Annotated in this window: 18 protein-coding genes; 12 read left to right on the top strand and 6 right to left on the bottom strand. The window is 72.6% G+C overall.

All coding sequences use genetic code 11. The features are described 5' to 3' along the window. Positions 1–160: 160 nt before the first annotated feature. Positions 161–2,236, bottom strand: a complete 2,076-nt coding sequence (locus tag C6361_RS16130) for a beta-galactosidase (RefSeq protein WP_107268224.1) — start codon at positions 2,234–2,236, stop codon at positions 161–163. 182 nt (positions 2,237–2,418) lie between these two features. On the opposite strand from C6361_RS16130, the gene C6361_RS16125 reads away from it, so the two are divergent. The 5 genes from C6361_RS16125 (at position 2,419) to C6361_RS16105 (ending at position 7,657) form a co-directional block, all read left to right on the top strand. Continuing rightward, the gene (locus C6361_RS16125; RefSeq protein ID WP_107258499.1) at positions 2,419–3,717 is read left to right on the top strand and encodes an ABC transporter substrate-binding protein; all 1,299 of its coding nucleotides are present in this window, start codon (positions 2,419–2,421) and stop codon (positions 3,715–3,717) included. 77 nt (positions 3,718–3,794) lie between these two features. After that, entirely contained in the window at positions 3,795–4,727 is a 933-nt protein-coding gene (locus C6361_RS16120; RefSeq protein ID WP_107268223.1) for a carbohydrate ABC transporter permease, read from the top strand. 1 nt (position 4,728) lies between these two features. After that, entirely contained in the window at positions 4,729–5,640 is a 912-nt protein-coding gene (locus tag C6361_RS16115; RefSeq protein WP_107268222.1) for a carbohydrate ABC transporter permease, read from the top strand. A 60-nt stretch (positions 5,641–5,700) separates the two neighbouring features. Beyond that, a complete protein-coding gene (locus C6361_RS16110; protein ID WP_199853369.1) occupies positions 5,701–6,735 on the top strand; it encodes a LacI family DNA-binding transcriptional regulator in 1,035 nt (344 codons plus the stop codon). Positions 6,736–6,817: 82 nt separating this feature from the next. Then, on the top strand, positions 6,818–7,657 hold the full coding sequence (locus C6361_RS16105) for a DUF4081 domain-containing GNAT family N-acetyltransferase (protein ID WP_107258503.1): 840 nt from the start codon (positions 6,818–6,820) through the stop codon (positions 7,655–7,657). Positions 7,658–7,682: 25 nt separating this feature from the next. Here C6361_RS16105 and C6361_RS16100 read toward each other — a convergent pair whose 3' ends face one another. The 3 genes from C6361_RS16100 to C6361_RS16090 all read right to left on the bottom strand — a co-directional run bounded on the left by C6361_RS16100 (position 7,683) and on the right by C6361_RS16090 (position 11,138). After that, entirely contained in the window at positions 7,683–8,750 is a 1,068-nt protein-coding gene (locus C6361_RS16100) for an NADH:flavin oxidoreductase/NADH oxidase (RefSeq protein ID WP_107268221.1), read from the bottom strand. Between the two features lie 100 nt (positions 8,751–8,850). Beyond that, positions 8,851–10,164, bottom strand: coding sequence for a dicarboxylate/amino acid:cation symporter (locus C6361_RS16095; protein WP_107268220.1), 1,314 nt, complete (start codon positions 10,162–10,164; stop codon positions 8,851–8,853). Between the two features lie 224 nt (positions 10,165–10,388). Then, positions 10,389–11,138 carry a DUF998 domain-containing protein gene (locus C6361_RS16090; protein WP_159079347.1) on the bottom strand — a complete coding sequence of 250 codons (750 nt, stop codon included), beginning with the start codon at positions 11,136–11,138 and terminating at the stop codon, positions 10,389–10,391. A gap of 281 nt (positions 11,139–11,419) precedes the next feature. Here C6361_RS16090 and C6361_RS16085 point away from each other — a divergent pair, with 281 nt between their 5' ends. The 3 genes from C6361_RS16085 to C6361_RS16075 all read left to right on the top strand — a co-directional run bounded on the left by C6361_RS16085 (position 11,420) and on the right by C6361_RS16075 (position 15,025). Beyond that, complete coding sequence (locus tag C6361_RS16085) at positions 11,420–12,238, top strand: SAM-dependent methyltransferase (RefSeq protein WP_107258507.1); 819 nt, start codon at positions 11,420–11,422, stop codon at positions 12,236–12,238. 2 nt (positions 12,239–12,240) lie between these two features. Next, the gene (locus C6361_RS16080; RefSeq protein WP_234359521.1) at positions 12,241–14,406 is read left to right on the top strand and encodes a bifunctional diguanylate cyclase/phosphodiesterase; all 2,166 of its coding nucleotides are present in this window, start codon (positions 12,241–12,243) and stop codon (positions 14,404–14,406) included. Between the two features lie 115 nt (positions 14,407–14,521). After that, complete coding sequence (locus C6361_RS16075; protein WP_107258509.1) at positions 14,522–15,025, top strand: DUF456 domain-containing protein; 504 nt, start codon at positions 14,522–14,524, stop codon at positions 15,023–15,025. Positions 15,026–15,401: 376 nt separating this feature from the next. Here the strand turns inward: C6361_RS16075 and C6361_RS16070 are convergent, their stop codons facing one another. Both C6361_RS16070 and C6361_RS16065 read right to left on the bottom strand, forming a co-directional pair. Then, positions 15,402–16,514, bottom strand: a complete 1,113-nt coding sequence (locus tag C6361_RS16070; protein WP_199853368.1) for an XRE family transcriptional regulator — start codon at positions 16,512–16,514, stop codon at positions 15,402–15,404. Next, on the bottom strand, positions 16,511–17,215 hold the full coding sequence (locus C6361_RS16065) for a hypothetical protein (protein WP_107258510.1): 705 nt from the start codon (positions 17,213–17,215) through the stop codon (positions 16,511–16,513). Before C6361_RS16065 ends, C6361_RS16070 begins: the two co-directional genes overlap by 4 nt. 283 nt (positions 17,216–17,498) lie before the next feature. Here C6361_RS16065 and C6361_RS16060 point away from each other — a divergent pair, with 283 nt between their 5' ends. The 4 genes from C6361_RS16060 to C6361_RS16045 all read left to right on the top strand — a co-directional run bounded on the left by C6361_RS16060 (position 17,499) and on the right by C6361_RS16045 (position 23,190). After that, on the top strand, positions 17,499–19,133 hold the full coding sequence (locus tag C6361_RS16060; RefSeq protein ID WP_107268217.1) for an amino acid permease: 1,635 nt from the start codon (positions 17,499–17,501) through the stop codon (positions 19,131–19,133). After that, positions 19,130–20,500, top strand: a complete 1,371-nt coding sequence (locus C6361_RS16055) for a glutamine synthetase family protein (protein ID WP_199853367.1) — start codon at positions 19,130–19,132, stop codon at positions 20,498–20,500. The genes C6361_RS16060 and C6361_RS16055 overlap by 4 nt, the downstream gene beginning before the upstream one ends. Then, positions 20,481–21,887 (top strand): aldehyde dehydrogenase, encoded by a 1,407-nt coding sequence (locus C6361_RS16050; RefSeq protein WP_304598540.1) that lies wholly within the window; start codon positions 20,481–20,483, stop codon positions 21,885–21,887. The genes C6361_RS16055 and C6361_RS16050 overlap by 20 nt, the downstream gene beginning before the upstream one ends. Before the next feature lie 154 nt (positions 21,888–22,041). Continuing rightward, positions 22,042–23,190, top strand: coding sequence for a VCBS repeat-containing protein (locus tag C6361_RS16045; RefSeq protein ID WP_159079346.1), 1,149 nt, complete (start codon positions 22,042–22,044; stop codon positions 23,188–23,190). The last annotated feature ends 6 nt before the right edge of the window (positions 23,191–23,196 follow it).

Genomic DNA, 23,196 nt, shown 5'->3' with positions numbered 1-23,196 from the left:
CCGGCCGCCGCCGACACCGCCGCCGCACGGGCACGGCCGGGCGGCGGGACGACGGCGAGGCGGTCGGACGACCGGGGCGGCGGGGACGACGGGCGGGTGCGCCGCCGTCCCGTACCCCGGCGGGCGGCGGAGCCGGCTGGCGTTCGCGGCCGGGTCAGGGTCAGCCGGTGCGCAGCACCCGTACGCCGCCGGCCGGCACCCGGAGCACTCCATCGTGGACGCTGCCGTCCACCAGGTCGGTGCCGGTGGCCGGCAGCTCCGCGTCCCGGTCGGCGTGGTTGATAGCGATCAGGAACCGGCTCCCGTCCGCACCCGCCCGCCGGAGCAGCTCGACCCCGTCCGGCACCCCGTCCGGCGGGACCAGGCCGGCGTCCCGGTACGCCGCCCGGAGCACCGGGGCCAGCCCGGCCGCGTCCAGCCGGGTGGAGACGTACCAGGCGTGGCCGGCGCCGAGGGAGTGTCGGGTGACGGCGGGACCACCGGCGGCCGGACCGTCCAGATAGCGCAGCACCGGCTCCGCCCCGTGCGGCAGCACCGCCTCGGCCCAGACGTCCCCGGTCAGCGGGGCGGCCCCGGTCTCCGAGGCGTCCCCGGTGGCCGGACCGAGGCGCAGCGTCTCGCCGGAGCGCAGCGGCAGGAACTCCTCGACGGTCAGGCCGAGCAGGTCCCGCAGCGCCCCCGGATAACCCCCCGGATGTACGGCGTCGTCGGCGTCCGCGATCCCGGAGAAGTACGAGACCAGCAGCGTGCCGCCTCCGGCGACGTACCGGCGGAGGTTCTCGGCGGCGGCCGGGGTGGTCAGGTACAGGCTCGGCACCACGACCAGCCGGTAGTCGTCCAGCGGCCGTTCCGGGTGGGCGAAGTCGACGGTGAGCCGGTCCCGCCAGAGTCGTTCGTAGTACGCCGCCATCCGCTCCCGGTAGTCCAGGTCGACCGAGGGGCGCCAGTCCAGCTCGACGGCCCACCAGGACTCCCAGTCCCAGAGCACCGCGACGTCGGCGACCACCCGGGTCCCGCGCAGCGGTTCCAGGGCGGGCAGCTCGGCGCCGAGCGCCACCACCTCGCGCCAGATCCGGGTCTCGGTGCCGCCGTGCGGCAGCATCGCGGAGTGGAACTTCTCCGCGCCGAACCGGGCGGCCCGCCACTGGAAGAAGAGCACCGACTCGGCGCCCCGGGCCAGGTGGGTCAGGCTGTTGCGGCGCAGTTCGCCGGGGCGCTTGGCGATGTTGCGCGGCTGCCAGTTCACCGCCGAGGTGGAGTGTTCCATCAGCAGCCAGGGCCGGCCCCGGGCGACCGCCCGGGTCAGGTCGGCGCACATCGCCAGCTCGATGTGGTTGTCCGGCTCCTCGGCCCGCAGGTAGTGGTCGTTGGAGACCACGTCCACCTCGTCGGCCCAGCGCCAGTAGTCGATGGTCTTGCAGTTGGCCAGCATGAAGTTGGTGGTCACCGGTACGCCGGGGCAGAGCCGGTGCAGGATGTCCCGCTCCCGGCGGAAGTTGTCCAGGTGCGCGTCGGAGGAGAAGCGCAGGAAGTCGAGCTGCTGGGCCGGGTTGACCGCGGTCGGCGCGGCGAGCGGCGGCTCGATCTCGGCCCAGTCGCCGTACCGCTGGCCCCAGAAGGTGGTGCCCCAGGCGTCGTTGAGGCGGGGCAGGTCGCCGTACCGGTCGCGCAGCCAGTCCCGGAACGCGGCCGCCGAGGTGGCGCAGTAGCAGAGCGCGTTGACCCCGCCGTACTCGTTGTGCGAGTGCCACAGCACCAGCGCCGGGTGCTCGGCGTAGCGCCGGGCCAGCGCCTCGGTGATCCGGGCGCTGGCCTCGGCGTACGCGGGTGAGCTGGGGCAGAAGGACTGCCGCGCTCCGCCGCCCAGCGCTACGCCGTGCCGATCGACCAACCGGGCCTCCGGGTGGCGCCGGCGGAACCAGGCCGGGGGTACCGCGGTCGGGGTGGCCAGGTCGACGGATATCCCGCCGTCGTGCAGCCGGTCGAGGAGCCGGTCGAGCCAGCCGAAGTCGAAGCTCCCCTCGGCGGGCTCCAGCAGGGCCCAGGAGAAGATCCCGACGCTGACCAGGTTCACCCCGGCGGTACGCATCAACTCGACGTCCTCGGCCCAGACGTGCTCGGGCCACTGCTCGGGGTTGTAGTCCCCGCCGTACGCCAGCCGGTCGAGCCGGGGCAACGGCCCGGCCTGCCCCGGTGCGTCCGTCGCGGTTACCACCAGATGCGGGGTCTGACTCATGCGGGATCTCCGAACTGTGCGCGCTCCCAATGGTAGTGCGCATGATTGCACACGGATCTACAAGGAGAACAAGCACTAAAGAGTCCCTTGACATGATCGATCGTGGGTCCAAGACTGTGAGCGCTCCCAGTTGTTTCTGTCCGATCAACAGCAGATGACACAGCGAAAACTGTGAGGTTGAGATGACCCGTTCGCTCGGCGCGAAGGTCCTGGCGTTGGTGCTCGGCGCCAGTCTCCTCGCCGCCTGCACCTCGAACTCGGACGACGAGCCGGAGGCCACCGGGCCGGTCGAGCTCTCCTTCTGGTCCTGGGCTCCCAAGATCGAGACGCTCGTCGACCGGTGGAACGCCGACAACCCGGACATCAAGGTGACGCTGAGCCGGCAGGCCGGGGGCGCGGACATCATCACCAAGCTGCTCACCGCGGCCAAGGCGGGCAACCCGCCGGACCTGGCCCAGGTGGAATACCAGGCCCTGCCGACGCTGGTCAGCAACGACGTCCTCGCCGACATCGCCGAGCAGGCCAAGCCGCTGAAGGAGAAGTTCGCCGAGGGCACCTGGCAGCAGGTCACCCTCGGCACCGACGCCGTCTACGCGATCCCGCAGGACGCCGCGCCGATGATGCTCTACTACCGGACCGACCTGTTCCGGCAGTTCGGCCTGACCGTGCCGAAGACCTGGGAGGAGTTCGCCCAGACCGCGCGTACGCTGCGGAGCAAGAGCACCAAGCACCACCTGACCACCTTCTCCGCCACCGACCCCGGATGGTTCGCCGGCCTCGCCCAGCAGGCCGGAGCCTCCTGGTGGGGAATCGACGGCGAGTCCTGGCGGGTGAGCGTCAACGACGCGGCGACGAAGAAGGTCGCCGACTACTGGAGCGGCCTGGTCGCCGAGGGCGTCGTCGACGGCAAGCCGATGTACACCCCGGAGTGGAACAAGTCGCTCAACGACGGCAGCCTGCTGGCCTGGCCGGGAGCCGTCTGGGGACCCGGCGTGCTGAGCGGCAACGCGCCGGAGACCAAGGGGAAGTGGGCGATGGCCCCGCTGCCACAGTGGAGCGCCGGCGAGAACAGGACCGGCAACTGGGGCGGCTCCTCCACCGGGGTGACCGCCGCGTCGAAGCACAAGGCGGCGGCGGTCAAGTTCGCGAGTTGGCTGAACACCGACCCGGCCGCCACCACCATGCTGGTCCGGGAGTGCGCGGTCTACCCGGCCGCCCGGGACGCCCAGGCCGGCCCGGCGCTGGCCCAGCCGCCGGACTTCTTCGCCGGGCAGGCCGACTTCTACCCGGTGGCCAAGCAGATCGCCGATACCGCCGCCGGGGTCACCTGGGGACCGAACGTGAACGTCACCTACCAGGCCTACCAGGACGAGTTCGCCAAGGCGATCACGGCACGGGCGCCGTTCAGCACCGCCGTCGAGGCGATGCAGGCGGCGACGGTGGCCGACATGCGCAAGAACGGCTTCACCGTCGCCGGCTGAGCCGCCCTGCGCACCGGGCCGCGCGTCGCGGCCGGTGCGGTGCAATGACGACAACCGGCCGACCGAACGGAGCGTCGATGTCCACGGCCACCACCCGGGTCGGCCGCCGGGGAAGGCGTACGGCAGCCCCGTACGCCTTCCTCGCCCCGGCGGTGATCCTCTTCCTCCTCTTCGTCATCCTGCCGATCGGCTACGCGGGATACCTGAGCCTGCGCAAGGTGCAGGTGAGCGGGCTCGGGCTCGGCCGGGCCGCCCGGCGGGAGATCTTCGCCGGCCTGGAGAACTACCGCGACGCGATCGGTGACCCGGAACTCTGGTCCGGCGGGTTGCGGGTGCTCGGCTACGGGGCACTGCTGGTGCCGACCATGCTCGGTCTGGCCCTGCTCCTCGCCCTGCTGCTGGACCGGCCCCGGGTCCGCTACGGCAGGTTCGCCCGGACCGCCATCTTCCTCCCGTACGCGGTGCCGGCGATCATCGCCAGCCTGCTCTGGGGGTTCCTCTACCTGCCGGCGACCAGCCCGGTCAACGACCTGCTGGCCTGGGTCGGGCTGCCCGAACCGGACCTTCTCGGCCGGGACTCCGTCTTCTTCGCGGTGGTCAACATCGCGCTCTGGGGCGGCGTCGGCTTCAACATGATCGTGCTGTACACCGCGCTCCGGGCGATCCCCGCCGAGCTGTACGAGTCGGCCCGGCTCGACGGCTGCTCCGAGGCGCAGATCGCGCTGCGGATCAAGATCCCGCTGCTGGTACCGGCGCTCGTGATGACCACGGTGTTCAGCATGATCGCCACCCTTCAGGTCTTCATCGAACCGATGGCGCTCCGACCGCTGACCAACTCGATCTCGTCGGCCTGGACGCCGCTGATGAAGGTCTACCGGGACGCCTTCGCCACCGACGACCCGTACGCCGCCGCGGCCACCTCGGTGCTGATCGCGGCGGTCACCCTGGTGCTCTCCTTCGGCTTCCTGCGGCTGGTGCAGAACCGGGCATTCGGACAGGAGGAGCGCTGAGATGGCGACCAGAACCGCCGAGATCCGCACCCCGGACCGGGCGCCGGCCACCGCGAGCGGAGCGGCCGGCGGGCCGGACCGGTCCCGCTGGCCGCAGGTGGTGCCCACCGCCGTACTGCTGATCGGGGCGGTGTACTGCCTGCTGCCGGTGGTCTGGGTGCTGGTGGCGTCGACGAAGAGCGGGTCGACGCTCTTCACCAGCTTCACCTTCGCCCCGAGCACCTCGATGCTGGAGAACCTGACCGACCTGTCGACGTACGCGGACGGGATCTTCTGGCGGTGGATGCTCAACACCGCGTTCTACGCCGGGGTCGGCGGGGTGCTCTCCGCGCTGGTCTCCGGGCTGACCGGCTACACCCTGGCCAAATACCGGTTCGCCGGCCGGTCGGCGGTGTTCAACGTCCTGCTCGCCGGGGTGCTGGTGCCGGGGATCATCCTGGCCGTCCCGCAGTACCTGCTGCTGGCGAAGGTCGGGCTCACCGACACGTACTGGTCGGTGCTGCTGCCCAGCATCGTCAGCCCGTACGGCATCTACCTGGCCCGGATCTACGCCGCCTCGGCGGTGCCGGACTCGGTGATCGAGGCGGCCCGGGTGGACGGCGCGAGCGAGTTGGGGATCTTCCGCCGGGTGGCGATGCCGATGATGGTCCCCGGACTGATCACCGTGTTCCTGTTCCAGTTCGTGGCCATCTGGAACAACTTCCTGCTGCCGTTCATCATGCTCGCCGACGACGACCGGTTCCCGGTCACGCTCGGGCTCTACACGCTGCTCAACCGGGGCTCGACCGAGCCCGCGCTCTACCGGCTGGTGATCATCGGCTCACTCCTGTCGATCATTCCGCTGGTGGCCCTCTTCCTCTCCCTCCAGCGGTACTGGCGGGTGGACCTGATCTCCGGCTCGGTCAAGGCGTAGGCGAGGTGTGTCACAAGCTCCGATGCCGCCGCTGGCAGCCGACCCGGGGACAATGACAGCGTGACCGCGCCCGACCGCAGCCGTAGCCGTACCCGCCGGACGAGACCCCGCCCGACCATGGACGACGTGGCGGCGGTGGCCGGCGTCTCCCGGGGCACCGTCTCCCGGGTGCTCAACGGCGGGCACAACGTCAGCGGCCCGGCGCTGGAGGCCGTCCGGCGGGCGATCCGCAAGACCGGGTACGTGCTCAACCAGCACGCCCGGAGCCTGGTCACCCAGCGCTCGGACTCGGTGGCGTTCATCCTCTCCGAGCCACAGGACCGGCTCTTCGAGGACCCGAACTTCAACATCCTGCTCCGGGGCTGCACCCAGGAGCTGGCCGAGCACGACATCACGCTGCTGCTGACCATCGCCGGTACCCAGGAGGACCGCAAGCGGGTCGGCCGGTACGTCACCGCCGGGCACGTGGACGGCGCACTGGTGATCTCCTCCCACGCCGGCAGCCCGCTCCTGGACGAGCTGGACGAGCGGGGCCTGCCCTTCGTCGCCGTCGGCCGCCCGCTCGGCCGGGACCGCGACGTCAGCTACGTCGCCGCCGACGACCGGGGCGGCGCCCGGCAGATGGTCAGTTACCTGCGCTCCCGGGGGCACCGCAGGATCGGCACCATCACCGGCCCGCTGGACACCTCCGGCGGGGTGGACCGGCTCGCCGGCTACCACGACGTGCTCGGCGAGGCCGATCCCCGGCTGGTGGTGACCGGCGACTACACCTTCGACAGCGGCGAGGCGGCGATGGAGCGGCTGCTGCGCCAGGTGCCGGAGCTGGACGCCGTCTTCGTCAGCTCCGACCTGATGGCCACCGGCGCGATGGCCGCGCTGCGCAAGGCCGGCAAGCGGATCCCCGACGACGTCGCGGTCGGCGGCTTCGACGACTCGAAGGTGGCCAGCACCTCCGTACCGCGACTGACCACCATCCGGCAGCCGTGGGAGCGGATCAGCGCCGAGATGGTCCGGCTGCTCCTCGGACACCTGGCCGGCGACTCGCACGCGGCGGTCATCCTCCCCACCGAGCTGGTCGTCCGGGAGTCCGCGTAACGGTCGGGATGTCCGGACCCGCCCGGAGCCGGCGCGGTGATCCGGCCCGTCCCCCGGCCGATGATCTGGCACGCTGGTAGGCGTGCTGATGGTGCCGGTACGCCAGCTCGGAGAGGCCGAACGCGGCGCGGTGGAGCGGATCCTCGACCTCGACCCGTACGCCGCCGCGCAGGTGGCCGAGCGGATCGCCGCGAACGGCCTGTCCTGGTGGCGGGCGGACGGGCGGGTGCTCGGCTACGGCACCCGGGACAACCTCGAATCGCTCTGCTGGCTGGGCGGCCAGGTCACCCCGGTCTGCGCCGGCCGGCCGGCGATCGCCGCCTTCGCCGAGGCACTCGGCGCCGAGGAACGCACCTGCTCGTCGATCGTCGGCCGGGCGGACGGGGTGCTCGGGCTCTGGGAGCGGCTCTCCGGCCGGTGGGGACCGGCCCGGGACGTACGCCCGAACCAGCCGCTGCTGGCGACCGGGGCGGCGCCGCCGGTGGCGCCGGACCCGGACGTGCATCCGGTACGCGCGGGCGAGATCGACGCGCTATTCCCGGCGGCGGTGGCCATGTACACCGAGGAGGTGGGGGTGTCGCCGCTGGCCGAGGATGGCGGCCGGGCGTACCGGCAGCGGGTCGCCGAACTGGTCCGGGCCCGCCGGGCGTACGCCCGGATCGTCGACGGCCAGGTGATCTTCAAGGCCGAGCTGGCGGTCGTCACCCGGCGCACCGCGCAGATCCAGGGGGTCTGGGTCGACCCGGCCTGGCGGGGGCGGGGGATCGGCGTCGCCGCCATGGCGGCGGTGGTCCGGGACGCGCTGGCCCGGGTGGCGCCCACGGTGAGCCTCTACGTCAACGACTACAACGCCCCGGCCCGCCGGGTCTACGAGCGGTGCGGGTTCCGTTCGGTCGGCACCTTCGCCACCGTGCTCTTCTGAACGGCGGCGAGGGCCGGCCGCCGGCTCACCAGGCCCGCAGGTACTGCTCCGGGGTGTGCACGGCGGCGCCGAGCCGGTCCGCCGCCCGGCGCGGCCAGTACGGGTCGCGCAGCAGCTCCCGGCCGAGCAGCACCAGATCGGCGTCGCCGGTCGCGACGATCGCCTCGGCGTGCTCCGGCTCGCTGATCAGCCCGACCGCGCCGGTCCGCACCCCGGCCTCCCGGCGCAGCTGGGCGGCGAGCGGCACCTGATAGCCGGGGCCGAGCGGGATCTCGGCGTCGGGCACGTTGCCGCCGGACGAGCAGTCCACCAGGTCGGCGCCGGCCTCGGCGAGCAGCTTGGCCAGCAGCACGCTGTCGGCCGGGGTCCAGCCGCCCGGCACCCAGTCGGTGGCCGAGATCCGGACCAGCACCGGTACGTCGTCGCCGACCGCCGCCCGGACCGTACGGGTCACCTCCAGGGCGAACCGGCTGCGCCCGGCCAGGTCGCCGCCGTACGGGTCGGTGCGGGTGTTGACCAGCGGGGAGAGGAACTCGTGCAGCAGGTAGCCGTGCGCGGCGTGGATCTCGACCGCCCGGAAACCGGCCTCCAGGGCCCGCGCGGCGGCCCGCCCGAACGCCTCGACCACCCGGTCGATGCCGGCGAGGTCCAGGGCGGCCGGTGTCCGGTACGCCGGCACGAACGGCTCGGTGCCCGGACCGACCGGGGTCCAGCCGCCCTCCCCGTCCGGCACCCCGCCCTTCCGCTCCGACCAGGGCCAGTAGGTCGACGCCTTGCGGCCGGCGTGCGCGAGCTGCACCGCCGGCACCGCACCGGCACCGGCGACGAACGCGGTGATCGGCCGCCAGGCGTCGACATGGGCGTCCGACCAGAGCCCGGTGTCCCGGGGGCTGATCCGGCCCTCGGGTACGACCGCGGTCGCCTCGCTGATCACCAGCCCGACCCCGCCGACCGCCCGGGAGCCGAGGTGGACCCGGTGCCAGTCGGTGGGCAGCCCGTCCGGACCCGCCGAGTACTGGCACATCGGGGACATCACGATCCGGTTCGGCAGCGTCACGTCGCGCAGCGTCAACGGGCTGAACAGCTCACTCATCCTCGCCTCTTCCCTCGCTGCCCCGGCCGGGGCGCCGGAAACGGATCGTGGCCTCCCACCGCTCTACTGGAGCTGGCAGGAGACCACGGTCACGGTAACGTCAGGCCGGTTGCGGGGCCGGCTCGCGGTCCCGGGCCGGCTGTTCGGCCGGAGGCTCCTCGTCGATGATCTCGCGCCGGCCGGCCGAGTCGTACGCGGCCCGGTCGAGTACGCCCTCCCGGGCGGCGACCACGGTCGGCACCAGCGCCTGCCCGGCGACGTTGGTGGCGGTGCGGATCATGTCCAGGATCGGGTCGATGGCGAGCAGCAGACCCGCCCCGGCCAGCGGCAGCCCCAGCGTGCTCAGGGTCAGCGTCAGCATCACCAGCGCACCGGTCAGCCCGGCGGTGGCGGCCGAACCGACCACCGAGACGAAGGCGATCAGCAGGTAGTCCAGCGGGCTCAGGCTGACCCCGAAGACCTGGGCGACGAAGATCGCGGCCAGCGCCGGGTAGATCGCCGCGCAACCGTCCATCTTCGTGGTCGCGCCGAACGGCACCGCGAACGAGGCGTACTCGCGGGGCACGCCGATCTGCTCCACCGAGCGCTGGGTCACCGGCATGGTGCCGACCGACGAGCGGGACACGAAGGCCAGCTCGATCGCCGGCCAGGTGCCGGCGTAGAAACGCAGCGGGTTCAGCCTGCCGCCGACGATCAGCACCAGCGGGTAGACCACCAGCAGCACGATCGCGCAGCCGACGTAGACCGCGGTGGTGAACTTGGCCAGCGGCGCCAGCAGGTCCCACCCGTACGCCTCGACGGCGTGGCCGATCAGGCCCAGCGTGCCGATCGGGGCGAGCCGGATCAGCCACCAGAGCGCCTTCTGGGTGATCGCCAGCAGTGCCCGGTTGAAGTTGACGAACGGCTCGGCGGCGGCGCCGACCAGCAGCGACGCGATCCCGGCGACCACGGCCAGGAAGACGATCTGGAGCACGTTGTTCTCGACGAAGGCGCCGACCGGGTTCTCCGGGATGATGCCGGTGAGGAAGTCGGTCCACGAGCCGGTCCGCTCGGGCGCCTTGGCCCCGGCGATGTCCAGGGTGACGCCCCGGCCGGGGTCGACCAGCAGGCCGAGCCCGATGCCGACGCCGACCGCGATCAGCGCGGTGATGCCGAACCAGAGCAGGGTCTTCAGCGCCAGCCGGGCGGCGTTCGCCACTCCGCGCAGGCTGACCACGCTGACCACCAGGGCGGTGAAGACCAGCGGGGGTACGGCGAGCCGCAGCAGTTGGACGAAGATGCTGCCGATCTGGTCGAGGGTGGTGCCGAGCCAGGAGAGGTCGGCGGCCCGGGCGAGGTAGCCCAGCGCGACGCCGAGGACCAGGCCGGCGAGGATCTGTGCCGAGAAGGGGATCTTGCGAAGAGCCGAAATCATAGGGAAGTCCCAGGGTCTGGATCCGGCGGGCGGTTGGTGACCGGGGGGTACGCCGGATTGGCGGTCTGTGGTCGGCGGAGAACGCGTCAGCCGCGACAACAGCCGCTGGCCTGTAGTCGGAGGTCGACATACAGGCGCACGGTCAGGAACCAGACATTGGTCATCGTCAAGAGACGATACGACGCCCGGGCCGGTAATGAAAGGACGGACCGTCGTGAGGCGCCTTACAGGCGGCCCGTGCCTCCCCGGCCCGCCGGCCCGGCACGCCGGCCTCGGGCCGGCGCACCCGCAGGTTCGCCCGCTGGCGCCGCCCCGGCGGCGGCCCGGGGCAGCCCGAGGGTGAGCGCGGTGGCGATCACCCAGGCGGCCAGGTCGAGCAGGAGAAGCCGCTCGACCGCGCCCATCAGGACGCTCCGGCCGACCAGCAGCAGGGCGAGCCCGGCAACCGCCGACAGCGGCAGCGCGACCGCGGCGGCGGCCGCCGAGATCCCGCGCAGCGTCCGGGGCGCGCCGGTCGTCCCGGCCACCGCCAGCATCGCGAAGACGGTGCCGGCCACCGCCGCGATGCTGGCCCCGCCGTGCACCAGGTCGGCCAGGGTCACCCGGTCGAAGGGCGGCAGCGGGCAGGCGGCGCGACAACTCACCCCGGCCGAGAGCACCGTGGCGGCCGCGCTCGCCACCAGCAGCCCGGTCGCCAGCCGCGACACGGTGGGCAGGGCCGCGCCGAGCAGTATCTGCCCGGCGGCGGCGGCCAGCAGGCCGATCCGGTACGCCCAGACGGTGGCACCGCCCGAGGCGCCGGTCTCGCTGACGTACGCGGCGAGTTCCGGGGCCGGGCCGACGAACACGGCGAGAGCCACCGCGACCGTACCGAGCAGCGTGCAGGCCGCCGAGGCGAACGCGACGGCGGGCCGCCGGGCCGCGGTGACAGCGGTACCCACCAGCTCCGGGCGGGTCACCTCGCGGCGCGTCACCTCCGGACGGGTTGGGGCCGGGCCGGAGCGCCGATCCGGTCGCCGCACCGGCCGGCCGGTCGGACGACCGGACCATCGATGCCGATCTCCCGGACGACCGCCGCCTGCGCCATGCGGCCAAACCTATCCCGCCACCGTACGGCCGGTAGAAGATCCGCTGGGCAGGCCCTAAAGTGTGGGTCGATCACCACGACCCCGCCGGGTTCGTCGGCGCTTCCTGCCGGGTGCAGGTCGTGGCCGACCAGCCCCTGCACGGGCCGGAGTGACGAGCTGAGGCGGACATGCGACTTCCGGACGGGCTACCCGCGGACATCGATCTGACCAGGCCCAGCGCCGCCCGGGTCTACGACTACTTCCTCGGCGGCGCGCACAACTTCGAGATCGACCGGCAGCTCGCCGAGCAGATCGCCGGGATGACACCGAACCTGGCCGAGACGATGCGGGCCGGTCGGGCGTTCCTGCGCCGGGGCGTACGGATGCTGGTCGGCGAGGGCATCGACCAGTTCCTCGACATCGGTTCGGGCATCCCCACCGTCGGCAACGTGCACGAGGTCGCCCAGGCGCTCAACCCGACCGCCCGGATCGCGTACGTCGACATCGACCCGGTGGCGGTGGCGCACAGCCGGTCGATCCTGGCCGGCAACGAGTACACCGGGGTGATCCACGCCGACCTGCGGGAGCCGGAGCGGATCCTCGCCGAGGCCGAGAAGCTCGGGGTGATCGACTTCAGCCGCCCGGTCGCCGTACTCCTGGCCGGGGTGGTGCACTTCGTCCCGGACTCGGACCATCCGCAGGAGATCCTGGCGACCCTGCGCGCCGCCACGGTCCCCGGCAGCTACCTGCTGCTCTCCCACTCGACCCACGAGGACCAGCCCAGGGAGATGCTCGACGCGCAGCGGCTCTCCGCCCGGACGTCGACCGAGATCACCCTCCGCTCCCGGGCCGAGATCACCGCCTTCTTCGGCGACTTCACCATCGTCGAACCGGGTGTCGTGCACATGCCGCTCTGGCGACCCGACGAACCGACCGACCCGGGGGAGCATCCGGAGCGGCTCGGGGCGTTCGGCGGCGTGGGCCGGCACGACCGCGGCGCGGGCTAGTGGTGTCCGCCTCCGTCGCCGAGCCGGGGTACGACGGGTCCGGTGCGCGGCTGTACGCGCGACGCTGGGCCCGGGAGGTGGCCCGGTGCGGCTTCGTGGCGACGAGTACCCCCGAGAACGAGCGGCTGCTGCTGGCGCAGAGCGTACGACTCGCCGAGGCGACCCTGGCCGAACCGTTCACCGCCCAGCCCGGGTACGACGTCGGCCGGGCCCTGGTCGACGCCCACCTCACCGAGCCGGGCGTACTGGACTGGTCGGTACGCGCCCTCGGCGAGCAGTTCCGCTCCGTCGTCCTGCCCGGCCTGCCCGAGTCGACGGCCGCACCCCGGGTCGCCGCCCTCCAGGGTGCCCTGTCGGCCGGGTTCGCCGCCGCGCTGCGTCAGCGGACACTGCGCGAGCAGGAGCGGATCGGCCAGGCCGCCTGGGAGGCCCGGGACAGGGTCGAGCAGGCGCTGCGGGACAGCGAGGCGCGGTTCCGGGCGGTCTTCGTCGACGCCGCGATCGGGATCGGCATCGCCGACCTCGACGGGCAGATCATCGACGTCAACCGGGCCTTCGCCGAACTGCTCGGCTATTCCGTGGCCGAACTGCGCGAGATCAACGTGGCCGCGCTGTTCCACCCCGACGACGCGGCCGGGATGTGGGAGCTGTACCAGGAACTGATCGAGGGCAAGCAGGACGCCGTACGGGTCGAGAAGCGCTACTACCGCAAGGACGGCAGCGCGGTCTGGACCGACCTCGCGGTGTCGCTGATCCGGCACGACGACGGGCGGCCCCGGTTCACCGTGGCGATGGTGGAGGACATCACCGAACGGCACGAGCTCGCGCAGCGGCTGCGCTACCAGGCGTCGCACGACCCGCTGACCGGGCTGCCGAACCGTACCCTCTTCTTCGAGCGGCTCGGCGAGGTCTTCGCCACCGGCGGGCCGGACGACCGGGTCGGGATCTGCTTCCTCGACCTCGACGGCTTCAAGGCGGTCAACGACAGTCTCGGGCACGACCTCGGCGACAACCTGCTGGTCACCGTCGCCCGGCGGCTCGCCGACTGCGTGGCCGGGCAGGGGCACCTGGTCGCCCGGATGGGCGGCGACGAGTTCGTGATCCTGATCGACCACAACGCCGGCTGCCGGGCGGTCAAGGCGGTGGCCGACCTCGCGCTGGCGGCGGTCGCCGAGCCGGTGCAGATCGGCGAGCACCGGCTGTCGGTCTCGGCCAGCATCGGCGTGGTCTCCGGGCCGCTCGCCACCACCTCGGTCGGCGAGCTGATGAAGGCCGCGGACGTCACCCTCTACTGGGCCAAGGCCGAGGGCCGGAGCCGGTGGGTGAGCTACGACCCGGCGCGGCGGGCCCGGGAGCAGACCCGGTCGGCCCTGGTCGCCGGCATGTCGGCGGGGCTGGCCCGGGGCGAGTTCACTGTCGACTACCAGCCGATCGTGACCCTGGCCGACGAGACGATCTGCGCGGTGGAGGCGCTGGTCCGGTGGCGGCATCCGGAGCTGGGGCTGCTCGGCCCGGACGAGTTCATCGGCCTGGCCGAGGAGACCGGGCTGATCGTCGACCTCGGCCGCTGGGTGCTGACCCGGGCCTGCGAGGCGGCCAGCCGGTGGCACCGGGAGTTCACCGACGCCCGGCTGGTGGTCAGCGTCAACCTGGCCGCCCGGCAGGCCCGCGACCCGGAGATCGTCGGCACGGTCTCGGAGGTGCTGCGCCAGACGGAACTCCCGGCCGACCTGCTGCAACTCGAACTGACCGAGAGCGCCGTGATGGCCACGGCGGGGGAGCCGCTGCCGGCACTGCGCCGGCTGGCCGCCCTGGGGGTACGGCTGGCGATCGACGACTTCGGCACCGGCTACTCCAACCTGGCGTACCTGCGCCGGCTGCCGATCCACAACCTCAAGCTCGCCGGGCCGTTCGTCGAGGGGATCCGGTCCAGCGACCGGCAGGGCCTGGTGGACGGGCGGATCGTCGACGCGCTGGTGCGGCTGGCCCACGCGCTCGGGTTGACCGTCACCGCCGAGGCGGTGGAGACGCTCGGCCAGGCGGACCAGCTCCGGGCGCTGGGCTGCGACGCCGCCCAGGGCCGGTACTTCGCCGCGCCGGCCCCGGAGGACGAGATCACCCGGTGGTTGGCCGCCCGCGCACAGCGCCGCCGCGAGGGTGCCGTCTGACGCTGCCAGGGTGCCGTCTGACGCTGCCAGGGTGCCGTCCGGTGACGGAGCGTGCCCGTCCGACCCGGGGTGGCGGATGCGGTGCGGGTCGAGCCGGTAGGGCACCCTGGAGGACGTGGACATGACCGACACCGAGTCCGTGGTGACCCTCCTGTGTGGCGTGACGATCGTGATCGGCGTCTGCGGGGTGATCGTGCCGATCATCCCCGGGCTGATCCTGTGCTGGCTGGGCGTGGTGGTCTGGTCGTTCTTCGGCGACGGCGAGGGGTTCGGCCGCTGGGTGGTGCTCGGCCTCGCCACCGTGATCGCCGTACTCGGCACCACGATCAAGTACCTCTGGCCGGGGCGGAACCTCAAGCGCAGCGGGGTACCGACGATGTCGCTGCTCGCCGGGGGCGTACTCGGGCTGGTCGGGTTCTTCGTGGTGCCGGTGGTCGGGCTGGTGCTCGGCTTCGTACTCGGGCTCTGGCTCGCCGAACTGGCCCGGCTCGGAGACGCGAAGCAGGCGTGGCCGTCCACCCGGCACGCGCTCTCGGCGGTCGGGCTCGCCCTGCTGGTCGAGTTGGCGGCGGCGCTCGGCATCACCGGCGTCTGGCTGGTCGGCCTCGTCCTCACCTGAGGGCGGCCGGACGGGTCGGGATGGTCACGGCCGGTCGGCGCGGGTGTGGTGCGGCGGCGCGGGGCGGGCGCTGGCACGACCTGCGTCGTACCCGATGAGAGAGGTGACCGCGCCCCGCGCCGCCGCGGGAGGCCGGGTTGTCCGAGAACCCGGCGTCGGGCCCCGGGCGGGGCCCTCGGGTCCGGCGGTCGCCGGACCGGCGCGCCGAGATCGCGCGCGATGTCGTCCGGTCAGGCCAGGGACCCGGCACGCCGACAGCGGCGGCGTGCGGTGTGCGGTTCCTGCCATGTCACGCCTTGAATCATGCGACCGGAAGGGCGGCTCGGCAAGGCAATTACCGGCGTCGACGCGCCCGGTGCGGGCGGGTCCGAGCAGCTCAGGTGGCGGCGATCTCCAGCTCGGGCACGTGCTCGGTGCCGGCGGCCAGCACCGCCGTGGTGAGCCCGGCCGGCAGTCCGGCCAGGGTCGCCAACCGGCCGACGGTGACCTGCTGCCGGCCGAGGAGTTCGACGGCCTTGCCGAGCAGCGACGGCTGCTCGCGGGGGCCGAGGTCGCCCGGCTCCGGAAAGCCCCACTGGGCGAGCAGCGCCATCCCGCGCCGGTAGGTGTGCTCCCGGTAGACGCCGAGGTCGTGGCCCCGATAGACCAGCGCCTTCAGGCTGATCCCCCAGCGGCGCTTGAGCTCGTGCAGCCGGTCGAAGTCGAGCCGGGGCGGCAGTTCGTCGCGCAGTGCCGTGCTCGGGGCCAGGAACTCCGAGGCGAAGGCGGTGGCCTGGCGTTCCAGCAGCTGGCTGCCCGGCTCGGCGTCGTGGTGCATCAGCAGGTGGCCCAGCTCGTGCGCGGCGTCCATCCGGGACCGGGCCTTGTCGTCCTTACCCGGGTTGAGGAAGACGAACGGACGCTGGCCGTACCAGTGCGAGAAGGCGTCGACCCGCTCGGAGACGTCCGGCAGTGCGAGCACGATCACCCCGGCCGACTCCAGCAGCCGCACCATGTGCGGCACCGGGGCGGCCCCCAGGCCGAACGCGTCCCGGGCGGTGACGGCGGCGGCGCGTACGTCGTCCGGGCCGGTCGGCTCGGCCAGCTCCAGGTGCGGCAACCGGAGCCGGGGCAGCCGGAGTTGCCGCTCGACCACCTCCACCACCCGCCAGGCGAGTTCGCCGAACGCCTCCGCCTGGTCCCGTTCGGCCTGGCTGGTGGTGCGCAGGCTGCGGAAGTGCGCCTGTCCCGAGGTGACCGGCACGCCGAAGCCGGCGGCGAAGAACTCGACCGGCATGGAGAGGGCCAGGGCCAGCCGGGCCAGTGTCGCCGCCGACGGACGGGCCTGGCCCAGCTCGTACTGGCTGACCGCCGCCGCGGTGACCCCGACCTGCCGGGCCAGCTCGTTCTTGCGCATCCGCCGCCACCGGCGGGCCAGGGCGAGGGCGTGCGGCGCGAACGCTGCGGCGGCTGCGGCGGCGGGTACCGGCGGTCGGAGCCGGCCCGTCACGCCGACCGCTCGGCCGGACGGCCGAACGCGGCGCCGAACCCGCTTCCCGGGTCGCCGGGCTGGAGGGCGAGCAGGTCGAGTTCGGGGATCGGCAGCTCGTCGGTGCGGGGCTGCGGCACCGTCCCCTCGACCACCGGCAGTGGCGCCCCGGTGGTGGCCGGCTCACCGAACCAGAGGCGTACCTCGAACCAGGGGGAGCCGCTGTCCCGGTTGTCCCGGGGCAGCCCGATGTAGGCGACCGCCTCGCCGGTGACGATGTCGCCGGTGTGCGCGATCCGGATGTGCCGTTTCGGCGGCACCACCTCGGCGAAGACCTCGGGGAACTGCCCCTCGTCGTCGAAGGCGAGCTGCCCGTCGCGGCTGTTCTCCACCGCGCCGCCGAGCCGGGCCTCGCTGCCCTCCCAGCGGATCGACTCGATCCCGCCCTGCAACGAGTAGAGCCGGACGACGTAGCCGGCGCAGAGGATCTCCAGCGAGTTGTCCTCCAGCCGGACCCGGATGCCGTCCAGCCCCTCGAACTCGGCCTTGCCGAGGTTGGTCAGGTTGCGCCACACGGTGGTGCCGAAGCTCATCGCGTCGTCGCCGAGTTCCGGCTCGTGCCGGTCGGCCGCGCGCCGGTAGACCTGCTGGATCAGCCGTCCCAGCCGGTCCAGCACGCCCCTCTCGTCCAGCACCGCCACCGCGTCACCCAGCAAGCTCATGCGGGAAAACCTAGCCGAAACCCCGGATGATATTGCCGAAATCAAGTGCTGACACGCCGCGGTGCTGTCGGGACTCGACCTTGGCCTGGTACGGCGGAACCCGCATACGAGCAGTCGAAGACTTCTTCGAATGGCCGGCTCGACGCCCTGGGCGGAAGCGTGATCTCGGTCACCCGGCCGGCATCGGTTGACGTGGATCTTCGGGAGGCGCACGATCTCGGACAGAGGCGTGACGCCGGTCACACTTCGCGTCCCACCCCGGAGCCGGACCAAGGAGACGCCGATGAGCACAGCCGTCCCGCCGCCGCGTACGCCGGTGGACCCCGGGGTCGACCTCGACGAGCAGCGCCTCGCCGAACTCGGCTACCAGCAGGAACTGCGCCGGAAACTCTCCGGCTTCTCCAACTTCGCGGTCTCGTTCTCGATCATCTCGATCCTGGCCGGCGCGATCACGTCCTACGGCATCGCGATGAACTCCGGCGGCCCGCTGGCGATCACCCTCGGCTGGCTCTTCGTCGGCGGCATGGTGACCCTGGTCGCGCTCGCGATGGCGGAGATCTGCTCGGTCTACCCGACCGCCGGGGCGCTCTACTGGTGGGCGGCGGCGCTGGCCAAACGGAACAAGGCGGCCTGGGCCTGGTTCATCGGCTGGTTCAACTTCCTCGGCGAGGTGGCGGTCACCGCCGCGATCGACTTCGGCGCGGCGATCACCACCTCGGCCTTCCTCAGCCTCACCTTCGACCTGGAGGTCACCCCGGAACGCACCTTCGTGGTCTTCCTGGTGATCATCGTCGCGCACGGCCTGCTGAACACCTTCGGCGTCAACCTGGTCCGGCTGCTCTCCGACGTGAGCGCCTGGTGGCACCTGGTCGGGGTGGCGGTCATCGTCGGGGTACTGGCGATCGTGCCGGACCAGCACAAGCCGATCTCCGAGGTCTTCTTCGAGGTACGCAACGCCACCGGCTTCGACTTCACCGGTGCGGCGGTCTACGCCGTACTGATCGGGCTGCTGATGGCGCAGTACACGTACACCGGTTACGACGCGAGCGCGCACGTGGCCGAGGAGACCCACGACGCCGCCCGGGCGGCACCCCGGGGCATCGTGATGTCGGTGGTGGTCTCGGTGGTTGCCGGCTTCTTCCTGCTGGTCGCGATCACCTGGTCGATCCGGGACTACGACGCCCAGCGGCAGACCGAACTCGGGCTCCCGCCGGCCCAGATCTTCATCGACGCCACCGGCCAGACCACGGGCACCTTCCTGCTCTTCATCTGCGTGGTGGCGCAGTTCTTCTGCGGGATGGCCTCGGTCACCGCCAACTCCCGGATGGCGTACGCGTTCAGCCGGGACGGCGCGCTGCCCGGCTCGGCGATCTGGCGCCGGGTCAACCCGCGCACCGGCACCCCGACCAACTCCATCTGGCTCTGCGTGGCCTGCTCCAGCCTGCTGGTGCTGCCGTCGCTCTGGAACACCACCGCCTATCTGGCGGCCACCTCGATCGCGGTGATCGGCCTCTACATCGCGTACGTCGGGCCGGTCTTCCTGCGCCGCCGCAGCCCGGACTTCCGGCCCGGCCCGTGGAACCTGGGCCGGTGGAGCCCGCTGGTCGGCTGGCTGGCGATCGGCTGGGTGGCGGTGATCTGCGTACTCTTCGTGCTCCCCACCACCGCGCCGATCACCGCGACGACCTTCAACTACACGATCGTGGCGGTCGCGGTGGTGCTCGGCGCGGCCGGGCTCTGGTGGCTGCTCGGCGCCCGGCACTGGTTCACCGGCCCCCGGCAGAACGTGGTGCCGACCGTCGCCCAGCCCGACCCGGACATCCCCGACCCGGACATCCCCGACCCGGCCCCGGACGGTCCGGCCCCCGGCACCCCGGCTGCGGACCGGGCGGGCGCGGCGGACGGGGACCGGGCATGAGAGCCAGGGTTCCGTCGCTGAGCCTGGAGGCGCTCCGGGTGGCGGTCGACAGCGGCGACATCGACACCGTGGTCCTGGCCCTGGTCGACATGCAGGGGCGGCTCCAGGGCAAGCGGTTCCACGCGCCGTACTTCCTCGCCGAGGTGCTCCGGCACGGCAGCGAGGGCTGCGACTACCTGCTCGCCGTGGACGTGGAGATGAACACCGTCGACGGGTACGCGATGTCGAGCTGGGAACGCGGCTACGGCGACCTGGCGATGGTCCCCGACCTGGGTACGCTGCGCCGGGTGCCCTGGCAGCCCGGCACCGCGATGCTGCTGGCCGACCTGCGCTGGCCGGACGGCAGCGGGGAGGTGCCCGCCTCGCCCCGGCAGATCCTGCGCCGCCAGCTCGACCGGCTCGCCGCGCACGGGCTGACCGCGTACGCCGGGACCGAGCTGGAGTTCGTGCTCTACCGCGACTCCTACGAGGACGCCTGGCGCCGGGGCTACCGCGAGCTGACCCCGGCGAACCTCTACAACGTGGACTACTCGCTGCTCGGTACCGCCCGGGTCGAGCCGCTGCTGCGGCGGATCCGGGTCGAGATGGCCGGCGCCGGGCTGACCCCGGAGAGCGCCAAGGGCGAGTGCAACCTCGGCCAGCACGAGATCGCCTTCCGGTACGCCGACGCGTTGACCTGCGCCGACAACCACGTCGTCTACAAGAACGGGGCGAAGGAGATCGCCGCCCAGGAGGGTATGTCGATCACCTTCATGGCGAAGCCGAACGAGCGGGAGGGCAACTCCTGCCACATCCACTTCTCGCTGCGCGGCACCGACGGGCGGTCGGCGATGCTCGGCGACGGCCCGGCCCGGCTGTCGCCGACCGGCACCCGGACGCTGGCCGGGCTGCTGGCGACGATCCCCGACTTCAGCCTGCTGATGGCGCCTAACGTGAACTCGTACAAGCGCTACCAGCCCGGCTCGTTCGCCCCGACCGCGCTGCGCTGGGGCACCGACAACCGCACCTGCGCGCTGCGGCTGGTCGGGCACGGCCAGGGGATGCGGGTGGAGAACCGGCTGCCCGGGGCGGACGTCAACCCGTACCTGGCGATCGCGGCGCTGGTCGCCGGGGCGGTACACGGGATCGAGGCGGAGTTGGAGCTGGAGCCGGAGTTCGCCGGCAACGCGTACGCCGACGAGTCCGCGCCCCGGGTGCCGGGCACGCTGCGGGACGCCCTCGACCGCTGGACGGCCTCGCCGTTGGCCGCCGACGCGTTCGGGGCCGAGGTGGTGGCGCACTACGCCAACCAGGCCCGGGTGGAGTTGGCCGCCTTCGACGCGGCGGTGACGGACTGGGAGCTGCGGCGTGGCTTCGAACGACTCTGACGCCACCGGTTCCGGCACCGGGGACTCCGACGTCACCGAGGTGGTCAACCCGGCGACCGGGCTGGTGGTGGCGACGGTGCCGCAGACGAGCGCGGCCGAGACGGCGGCGGCGGTCGACCGGGCGGCCCGGGCGTTCGACTCGTGGCGTCGGGTGTCGCCGGGCGACCGGGCCCGGCTGCTGCGCCGGTTCGCCGCCGTCGTCGACGCGCACGTCGAGGAGCTGGCCGAACTGGAGGTGCGCAACGCCGGGCACACCGTCGGCAACGCCCGCTGGGAGGCCGGCAACGTCCGGGACGTGCTCGACTACTACGCCGGGGCGCCGGAGCGGCTGACCGGGGCGCAGATCCCGGTGCCGGGCGGGCTGGACGTCACCTTCCACGAGCCGCTCGGCGTGGTCGGGGTGATCGTGCCGTGGAACTTCCCGATGCCGATCGCCGGCTGGGGGTTCGCCCCGGCGCTCGCCGCCGGCAACACGGTACTGCTCAAGCCGGCCGAGCTGACCCCGCTGACCGCGCTCCGCCTCGGCGAGCTGGCGCTCGACGCCGGGCTGCCGCCGGACGTGCTCACCGTGCTGCCGGGCCGGGGGAGTGTGGTGGGCGAGACGTTCGTGGCGCATCCGGCCGTCCGGAAGATCTGCTTCACCGGGTCGACCGAGGTGGGTACCCGGATCATGGCCGGCTGTGCCGCCCAGGTGAAGCGGCTGACCCTGGAACTCGGCGGCAAGAGCGCCAACCTGGTCTTCGCCGACGCGGACCTGGAGCGGGCGGCGGCGACCGCGCCGTACGCGGTCTTCGACAACGCCGGCCAGGACTGCTGCGCGCGGTCCCGGATCCTGGTGCAGCGCCAGGTGTACGACCGCTTCCTGGAGTTGCTGGAGCCGGCGGTCAAGGCGTTCCGGGTCGAGGATCCGGCGCTGGAGACGGCGGAGATGGGCCCGCTCATCTCGGCCGGACAGCGCCGATCCGTCTCCTCCCATGTCGACGGTGCCGAGGTCGCCTTCACCGGCGGCTGCCCCGAGGGGCCCGGCTTCTGGTACGCCCCGACGGTCCTGCTGGCCCGCTCGCCGGCCGAGCGGCACTGGCGGGAGGAGATCTTCGGGCCGGTCGTCTCGGTGCTCCCCTTCGACGACGAGGCCGAGGCGGTGGCGCTGGCCAACGACACCGAGTACGGCCTCTCCGGCTCGATCTGGACCCGCGACCTGGGCCGGGCGATCCGGGTGGCCCGGGGCGTCGAGTCCGGCAACCTCAGCGTCAACTCGCACTCGTCGGTGCGCTACTGGACGCCGTTCGGCGGGATGAAACGCTCCGGCCTGGGCCGGGAGTTGGGCCCGGACGCCCTGCACGCGTTCACCGACGTCAAGAACGTCTTCCTGGCCACTGACGGGTAGCCGTCAGCGAAGACGTCGACAACTCAGCGTGACTGTCGGAATGCGGTTAGTTGCCTGCCGCCCCGGGTCACCCGCTCCTAGCCTGCTGCTCACACAGCACTGTCAGCCGTGGACAGCGTCGCTGACCTCGGCGAACAGGGGAGGGTCGGTGGGGATGGACCGCAGGAGAAGACCGGTCGGTGCGGTGCTCGGGGAGCGCCGCGCGCGGACCGCTGGAAGACGTCCGCACGGCTGGCTCGCCGTGCTGCTCTGCGCCGGTACGCTGGCCGCCGCGATCCCGGCCCCGGCCGGGGCCGCCGGCGCGTTCCAGCCGATCCACGGCGACATGAACGGCGACGGCCGCGTCGACCGGGTGACCTCCGGTGGCTCCGGCGACCGGTGCCGGATCTCCGTGGCACACGGGCTGCCGCAGGGCGGGTACGGCCCGGTGACCGACCACTACTACCGGCTGCCGGGCTTCACCGGCCGGATCATCGACTGCCCCGACACCGGGGAGTACGTCGACCTCGGCGGCGACGCCACGCCGGAACTCGTACTCGCCTGGTTCAACGGGCCGTCGAACAGCCTCGGCTACTGCACGCTGGTACTCCGGGAGTACCGTCCGATCGCCACACACCGGTTCGTGTGCCGTCCCGGCGGCATCCACTCGGCCGACTTCGACGGCGACGGGCTGCGCGACATCTACATCGTCACCGACGATCCGGACGGCTTCCAGACCTACCGGAACACCCCTGCCGGTCGGCTGGTCCCCGGAGCGCCGAGCCACTGGGGCAACAATCGCGGCTACCACATCGCCGACTTCGACGGCGACGGCGGGATGGACGTGGTGCTGCACTACATCGAGGGCGCGGAGCGGCCCTACGAGGGCTTCGTCGCGGCCTTCGGCGACGGCACCAAGGTGCAGTTGGCCGGCGAGGACGAGTACGAGACGTTCCGGGTCGTCGACGCGGACCGGGACGGTCGACCCGACGTGGAACTCCGCACCCCGAGCGTCGTGTCGGTGCGGATCAACCGGGGGGACCAGACCTTCGTCGAGGCACCGTTGGCCAACGGCGAGCGGGTGGACGCGTGGCGGGGCCGGCCGAACGTGCTCGCGGTGCGGGCCAACGACTACGCGAGTTGGAACGCCGCGCTGTCGGTGACCGGGCAGCCCCGGTACGGCCGGGTGACCCGGTCCGCCTCCGGCCGGGAGCTGGTCTACGAGCGCACCGCCGCGCACGGTCTGGCCGACACCTTCAGCTACCGGCTCAGCCAGAACGGCCGCAGCGACACCGCGAACGTCACGGTCCGGATGCGGGATTGATCAGGA

The organism is Plantactinospora sp. BC1 (assembly GCF_003030345.1).
Lineage (GTDB): Bacteria > Actinomycetota > Actinomycetes > Mycobacteriales > Micromonosporaceae > Plantactinospora.
The sequence above is the reverse complement of the archived record's forward strand: the minus strand, read 5'-3'. Positions and strand labels throughout refer to the sequence as shown.